Genomic DNA, 6,413 nt, shown 5'->3' on the forward strand with positions numbered 1-6,413 from the left:
AGCTCCTCGACCAGGGCCTGGGGCGTGTCCCGCCCGCGCAGCACCGCCCGCGCGAGGTCGGCGAGCAGGGTGGCCTCACCGGTCGCCGCGCGGGCCTCCCCGGACCGCCGCTCGGCCACCCCGACGATCCACGCCACCGCCGCGGCCACCAGGGTGAAGATCACCAGGGCGAGGGCGTTCTCGGTGTCGGCGATCGTGAGACCGCCCGTCGGTCGCGTGAAGAAGTAGTTGAGGTGGGAGGAGGCCAGCAGCGCGCAGGCCAAGGACGGGTACAGGCCCCCGACGAGGGCCGTGGACACCACCAGGGTGAAGAAGAACATCAGGTCGGTGGGCAGTCCGAGCACCTCGCGCTGCTGCAGCAGCACGGCCGTGAGGAGCGGCGGGCCGAGCACCGCGAGGAGCCAGCCGACGGCGGTCCGTCGTCGGCCCAGGCGTGCACCGTGCGCCTGGAGCCACGGGCGGCGCAGGGCTGGGGCCGCCGCGCCCGCGGTCTGGTTCGTCTCCACGATGCGCAGCCTCCCACCAGGGGGGCCTGCGGTCACCTAGAACAGGACGAAGAACAGCACGGCGATCCCGAAGCCCATCAGGCCGATGAGCGTCTCGAGCACCGTCCACGTCTTGAGGGTGGTGCGCACGTCCATGCCGAAGAACCGGCCCACGAGCCAGAACCCCGAGTCGTTGACGTGCGAGATCATCACCGAGCCGGCGGCCACCGCGAGGACGATCGCCCCCAGCTGGAAGCTGCTGTAGTTCCCGGCGTCGACCGCGGGCTGGATCAGCGCGGCCGCCGTGGTCAGGGCGACCGTCGCCGAGCCCTGTGCCACCCGCAGGACCGTCGCGACGAGGAAGCCCGCGACGATCACCGGCATGCCGACGTCACCGAGCACCTCGGCCAGGGCCTCACCGATGCCCGAGGCCCTCAGCACCCCGCCGAACATGCCACCCGCGCCCGTGATGAGGATGACCGAGGCCACCGGGCCGAGGGCGGAGTCGAGCAGCTTCTCGATCACGGACTTGTCCCGGCCGCGGCGCTTGCCCAGCACGACCGCGGCGACCAGCACCGAGATGAGCAGGGCCACGGGGGTCGAGCCGATCAGGCTGGCCAGGGCGTACCAGGTGGCCTCGCCGTCGACCACGCCCGCGGCGCGGAGAGTGTTCAGCCCGGTGTTGAGGAAGATGAGCACCAGCGGCAGCAGGAGCAGGCCCAGCACGGTGCCGAGGCTCGGCGGGTTGTCCGGGAGGTCCTCGTCCTCGGTCTTGCCGAGGATCTCGGGCACGGGCAGCACCCACCGCTTCCCGGCCCAGACCCCGAACAGGTAGGAGGTCACGTACCAGGTCGGCACGGCCAGGACGAGTCCGAGGATGATGACGATGCCGGGGTCCGCGCCCAGCAGCTCGGAGGCGGCGACCGGTCCAGGGTGCGGCGGCACGAAGATGTGCATGACGGAGAAGGCGCCGGCCGTGGGAAGCCCGAAGAGCAGGACCGACCCGCCCAGCCGACGCGCGACCGCGAAGACGATCGGCAGCATGACGACGAGCCCGGCGTCGAAGAAGATCGGGAAGCCGAAGATCAGCGAGGCGACGCCGAGGGCGAACGGGGCACGCTTCTCACCGAACCGCGCGATGAGGGTGTCGGCCATGACCTTGGCCCCACCCGAGGTCTCGACCATGCGGCCGAGCATCGCGCCGAGCCCGACCAGCAGGGCCACCGAGGCGAGGGTCCCGCCGAAGCCGCTGGTCAGCTCGTCCAGGACGCTCGGCGCGGGGATCCCCGACACCAGCGCCGTGAGGAGGCTGACCAGGATCAAGGACAGGAAGGCGTGCAGCCGGAACTTGATGATCAGGACGAGCAGGAGGGCGACGGCCCCCGCGGCGATGCCCAGCAGCGGTCCTGCGGTGAGCGTCTGGGTCCATTCCTCGGTCTCCACGGGTCCCCCTGGGGTCGTGGCGCGTGGTGCGCCGGTGGTGCGGTCAGCCCTCGTGGTGCGAGGGCTCGAGTCCAAGAGCTGCGATCGTGGTGTCGGCCACGGCGTCGGGTGGGACGTCGACGAGCACGGTCACGCCGTCCTCGCCGTCGCCCAGGGGCTGCAGGGTCGCGAACTGCGAGGGCAGCAGCGACGGCGGCATGAAGTGACCGCTCCGGCTCTGCAGGCGTGAGGCGATGATCTCCTCGTCGGCGGTCAGGTGGACGAAGAGCACCCGGCCCTGGGCCTCGCGCAGCACGTCGCGGTACTCGGACTTGAGGGCCGAGCAGGTGACGACCGCGCTCTGCCCGGTGCTCGAGTTCTCGCTCAGCCAGTCGCGGATCGACCGCAGCCAGGGCCAGCGGTCCTCGTCCTCGAGGGGGGTGCCCGCGGACATCTTGTCGATGTTGGCCTGCGGGTGGAACTCGTCGGCCTCGGCGTAGCGCCAGCCGAGGCGCTTCTCGAGGATCTGGGCCAGGGTCGTCTTGCCCGAGCCGGCGACCCCCATGACGACGAGGTGCTGGACGGCATCGGGGAGCGCCCCCTGCGCTGCGTGGACCATCCGGTCACTGTGCTCCTGACCGGGGCCGAGCGCGACTCGGGAGCAACGCGCACCACGGGTGAGCAGGGGGCCAGCTCGGACAGGTTCGTCAGCACGGTCGCGACGGTGGTGCGGCCGAGGGCGCTGCGGAACGACCACCTGGACCGGCTGCGGCGAGCACGCCGACGCCGTCCTCGCCGGCGTCCCGGTCCCCGAGCGCTGCCGCTGCCGGTGAGCCGCCCCCGCACCCCTGGTCCGACCCGCGGACGGTCGGACCAGGCACCGGCGGCCCGGAGCACTAGACTCCTGCCGTGATCTTCAAGGCCGTGGGTGAAGGGCGCCCGTACCCCGACCACGGCCTCACCACGCCCAAGGACTGGGCCGAGGTGCCGCCCCGGCAGGTCAGGCTCGACGAGCTCGTGACCACCAAGCGCACCCTCAACCTCGACAACCTGCTCTCCGAGGACTCGACGTTCTACGGCGACCTGTTCGCCCACGTGGTCCAGTTCCAGGGCGTGATGTACCTCGAGGACGGCCTGCACCGTGCCGTGCGGGCCGCTCTCCAGCAGCGCCCCGTGCTGCACGCCCGCGTCCTGGTCCTGGAGTCCTGATGGCAGCCTCTCCCGCCGAGCGCGAGCGTGCGCTGCGCCGCCGTCGACGCCGCGAGCGCCAGGCCGTCGTCTTCGGCTCTCTGGTCGCCGCCCTGGCCATCGGTGGCCTGGGCTCGGCTGCGGTCTACACGGGCGCGATGACGGTGCCCTTCCTCGACCGCGACTTCACGACCCCCTCGCCCACGCCCACCGCGGAGTCCCTCCCCGCGCCGTGCGTGCCCGAGGGCACCCTGCCCGTGGGCTACAGCGGCATCGACCTCCAGGTCCTCAACGGCGCCGGGACGGCGGGGCTCGCCGGGACCGTGGCGGGCCAGCTCGGCGACCGCGGCTTCGAGGAGGTCGAGACGGGCAACTACCCGGGCACCTACCGCGGCGAGACGCAGGTCCTGTTCGGTCAGGCCGGGCTCGAGGCCGCCTACACCCTGGCAGCCCACCTCGAGGCCCCCGTGCTGCAGCTCGACCAGCGCGAGGGCGCCGGGATCGACCTCGTCGTCGGCACCGAGTACACCACCCTGCTCGACCCTGCGGTGGTCGACCTCGACCCCACGACGCCCCTCGAGCCGGCACCCTCCTGCGTGCCCCTCGAGGACGCCCTGCTGACCGCCCCCGCGCCCCTGGTCTCGACCGCTGAGGAGGGCGAGGAGGCCGAGGGCGGGGGCGAGGCCGAGGGCGAGGAGCCCGCCGACGACGGCGCGGAGGGCGAGGGCTGACCTCGGACCGCTCGCCCGTCACGCGCTGTGTCATAGGCGCGGCCCGACGGCGGTCAGCGCTCGAGCTCGGACCCTCCCGGGACAGAGGCGGGGCTGGCGGCCTCGGCCGTGGTGCCACGCCACCGGGCCACCACCCGCATCAGGTGGTAGATCCCCAGGGCTGCGGCGGTCCCCAGCGCGATCCCGGCGAACTCGAGCCCGCCGGGCGCGATCCACGTGTAGTCGGCGATCCCCACGATGAGGGCGACCGCGGCGGTCGTGAGGTTCACCGGGTCGGAGAAGTCCACCCGGTTCTGCACCCAGATCCGCGCGCCGAGGATGCCGATCATCCCGTAGAGCAGCGTCGCCGCCCCGCCCAGCACCCCCACCGGCACCGAGCCGACGAGAGCGCCGAACTTCGGGGACATGCTCAGCACCAGGGCGGCCCCCGCGGCCACCCAGTAGGCGGCCGTCGAGTACACCTTGGTCGCCGCCATCACCCCGATGTTCTCGGCGTAGGTGGTCGTGCCCGAGCCACCGCCCACCCCCGCGAGGGTGGTCGCCATGCCGTCGGCCATCAGGGCGCGGCCCATGAGCGGGTCCAGGTCCTGCCCCGTCATCGCGGAGACGGACTTCACGTGGCCCACGTTCTCGGCGACGAGCACGAAGACCACGGGGACGAACAGGGCCAGCACGGTCAGGTCGATCGTCGGCGCCATGAAGGTCGGCAGCCCGACCCACGCGGCCTCGTCGACCTGGCTCAGGTCGACCTCGCCGCGGAGCCAGGCGACGACGTACCCCACGACCACACCCACCAGGATGGCCAGCCGGCCGAGCATCCCGCGGAACAGCACCGTCGAGAGGATGATCGCGCCGAGGGTGACCAGCGCCGTCACGGGGGCCCCGCGCACGCCGTCGCACTGCTCGAGGGTCTGGCCGTCGACCACGACCTCCTGGCACGTGCCCCAGGCGACCGGGGCGAGGTTGAGGCCGATGAGCGCCACGATCGTCCCGGTCACCACGGGAGGCATGACCAGGTCGATCCACCGTGAGCCCGCCAGGTGCACCACGAGGCCGACCACGGCCAGGAGGACCCCGGTCACGAGGACGCCGCCCACCGCGGACGAGGCGCCGCCCGAGGCCATCGCCCCGAAGATGGGCGCGATGAAGGCGAAGGAGGAGCCGAGGTAGCTCGGCAGCCGGTTGCCCGTCACCACCAGGAACAGGACCGTGCCGACCGCGGAGAAGAAGAGGGTCGTCGAGGCGGGGAAGCCGGTGATCGCGGGCACCAGGATCGTCGCCCCGAACATGGCCACGACGTGCTGCAGACCTATGCCGACGGTGCGCGGCCAGCTGAGCCGCTCGTCCGGGGCGACGACGGCCCCCGGCTCGATCCGTCGTCCGTCACCGTGCACACGCCAGCCGATGCTGCTCATCCCCGGGGGCTCCCTCGTCCGGGGCACCCGTGCGGACGCGGCGCGGTCCACGGTGCCCGGAGGAACACTAGCGACAGCCGGTGCCCCCGCGAGCCCTGTGCGATGCTGGATCCAGCGACCCGAGGAGCACCATGGACCAGAAGACCCCGCCCCCGGCGGACGCCGAGCACGCTCCCGACGAGCAGGCCCGTCCCGAGCCCGAGCAGGCGCCCCAGCCTCCGCCCCCCTACGAGCCGTCCCCCACGGTGCAGGCCCCCTACGCCCAGCAGTACTCCTCGGCCGCGAACCGGCCGACCAACGCGCTGGCCATCATCTCCCTGGTCGCCTCGCTCACGGGCCTGACGATCTTCCCGATCGTCGGGTCGGTCGCCGGTGTGATCACCGGGCACCTGGCCCGTCGCCAGATCGGTGAGACGCAGGAGCAGGGCGGCGGGCTCGCGCTGGCCGGCCTCATCACCGGCTACGTCACCATCGGCCTCGCGCTGGTCGCCGTCCTCGTCGCGGTCCTCTTCTTCGGCTTCCTCGTCGCGACCGTCGGTGTGGTCGGCACGGCGACGGGGTACTGAGGCGAGCGGGGCCACCTCGAGGCGAGCGCACCTCGCGCTCGCCGGCGGCTTCCTCGCGACCCACGCCTGGCTGACCTGGCTCGGCGTGGTGGTCGCGCCCGGGGCAGCCTTCCACGACGTCGACCTGTACCGCTTCTGGGCCTACCAGGCCCTCGAGGGCGGGACCTGGCCGGTGCTCGACGGGCCGTGGGTGTACCCGGCCGGCGCCCTGCTCCCGATCCTCGTGGTGGGGCTCACGACCACCGGCTCGACCGTGGGCTACGCCCTCGCGTGGTGCGGCCTGGTCACCGCGCTCGACGCGATCGCGCTGCTCGTGCTGCTGCGGCACGCAGGACCGGGCCGGTTCCAGGCCGCATGGTGGTGGCTGGCCTTCCTCGTGCTGCTCGGACCCGTGGCGATCGGACGTCTTGACGCCGTGGTGGCCCCGCTCATGGTTCTCGCCCTGACCCTCGCGGCCCGGCACCCGGCCCTCGCGAGCTCGCTGCTGACCGCGGGGGCCTGGATCAAGGTCGCCCCCGGAGCGCTCCTGCTGCCCGTGGTCGCCGCAGCCGCCAGGCCGCTGCGCCAGGTGGTGCTCCCCGCGGCAGCCGTCTGCGCGGTGGTCGT

At 72.9% G+C, this 6,413-nt stretch carries 7 protein-coding genes and 1 pseudogene; 4 read left to right on the forward strand and 4 right to left on the reverse strand.

What is annotated here, in order from left to right; translation table 11 throughout:
* The 3 genes from L0B03_RS12425 to L0B03_RS12435 all read right to left on the reverse strand — a co-directional run.
* Positions 1 to 506 (reverse strand): DUF4118 domain-containing protein (locus L0B03_RS12425; RefSeq protein ID WP_250446186.1); only part of this gene is annotated, 506 nt, incomplete at its 3' end.
* A 36-nt stretch (positions 507 to 542) separates the two neighbouring features.
* Entirely contained in the window at positions 543 to 1,928 is a 1,386-nt protein-coding gene (locus L0B03_RS12430; protein WP_250446188.1) for a GntP family permease, read from the reverse strand.
* Between the two features lie 43 nt (positions 1,929 to 1,971).
* On the reverse strand, positions 1,972 to 2,526 hold the full coding sequence (locus L0B03_RS12435) for a gluconokinase (protein WP_250446189.1): 555 nt from the start codon (positions 2,524 to 2,526) through the stop codon (positions 1,972 to 1,974).
* A 290-nt stretch (positions 2,527 to 2,816) separates the two neighbouring features.
* Here L0B03_RS12435 and L0B03_RS12440 point away from each other — a divergent pair, with 290 nt between their 5' ends.
* Positions 2,817 to 3,116, forward strand: coding sequence for a type II toxin-antitoxin system VapB family antitoxin (locus tag L0B03_RS12440; RefSeq protein WP_250446191.1), 300 nt, complete (start codon positions 2,817 to 2,819; stop codon positions 3,114 to 3,116).
* Positions 3,116 to 3,826, forward strand: coding sequence for a LytR C-terminal domain-containing protein (locus L0B03_RS12445; protein ID WP_250446192.1), 711 nt, complete (start codon positions 3,116 to 3,118; stop codon positions 3,824 to 3,826). Before L0B03_RS12440 ends, L0B03_RS12445 begins: the two co-directional genes overlap by 1 nt.
* 53 nt (positions 3,827 to 3,879) lie before the next feature.
* Here the strand turns inward: L0B03_RS12445 and L0B03_RS12450 are convergent, their stop codons facing one another.
* Positions 3,880 to 5,241 carry a uracil-xanthine permease family protein gene (locus L0B03_RS12450; RefSeq protein ID WP_250446194.1) on the reverse strand — a complete coding sequence of 454 codons (1,362 nt, stop codon included), beginning with the start codon at positions 5,239 to 5,241 and terminating at the stop codon, positions 3,880 to 3,882.
* 131 nt (positions 5,242 to 5,372) lie between these two features.
* Here L0B03_RS12450 and L0B03_RS12455 point away from each other — a divergent pair, with 131 nt between their 5' ends.
* Both L0B03_RS12455 and L0B03_RS12460 read left to right on the forward strand, forming a co-directional pair.
* A complete protein-coding gene (locus L0B03_RS12455) occupies positions 5,373 to 5,807 on the forward strand; it encodes a DUF4190 domain-containing protein (RefSeq protein WP_250446195.1) in 435 nt (144 codons plus the stop codon).
* Positions 5,779 to 6,413: pseudogene (locus tag L0B03_RS12460) on the forward strand (hypothetical protein); the annotation flags it as partial. The gene L0B03_RS12455 and the pseudogene L0B03_RS12460, both read left to right, overlap by 29 nt.

The sequence above is a fragment of the Actinotalea sp. C106 genome (assembly GCF_023630195.1).
Lineage (GTDB): Bacteria > Actinomycetota > Actinomycetes > Actinomycetales > Cellulomonadaceae > Actinotalea.

Excerpts from the sequence above, each read along its gene's own strand:
- L0B03_RS12455 (WP_250446195.1), top strand. The coding sequence starts at position 5,373 with ATGGACCAGAAGACCCCGCCCCCGGCGGACGCCGAGCACGCTCCCGAC.
- L0B03_RS12450 (WP_250446194.1), bottom strand. The coding sequence starts at position 5,241 with ATGAGCAGCATCGGCTGGCGTGTGCACGGTGACGGACGACGGATCGAG.
- L0B03_RS12445 (WP_250446192.1), top strand. The coding sequence starts at position 3,116 with ATGGCAGCCTCTCCCGCCGAGCGCGAGCGTGCGCTGCGCCGCCGTCGA.
- L0B03_RS12435 (WP_250446189.1), bottom strand. The coding sequence starts at position 2,526 with ATGGTCCACGCAGCGCAGGGGGCGCTCCCCGATGCCGTCCAGCACCTC.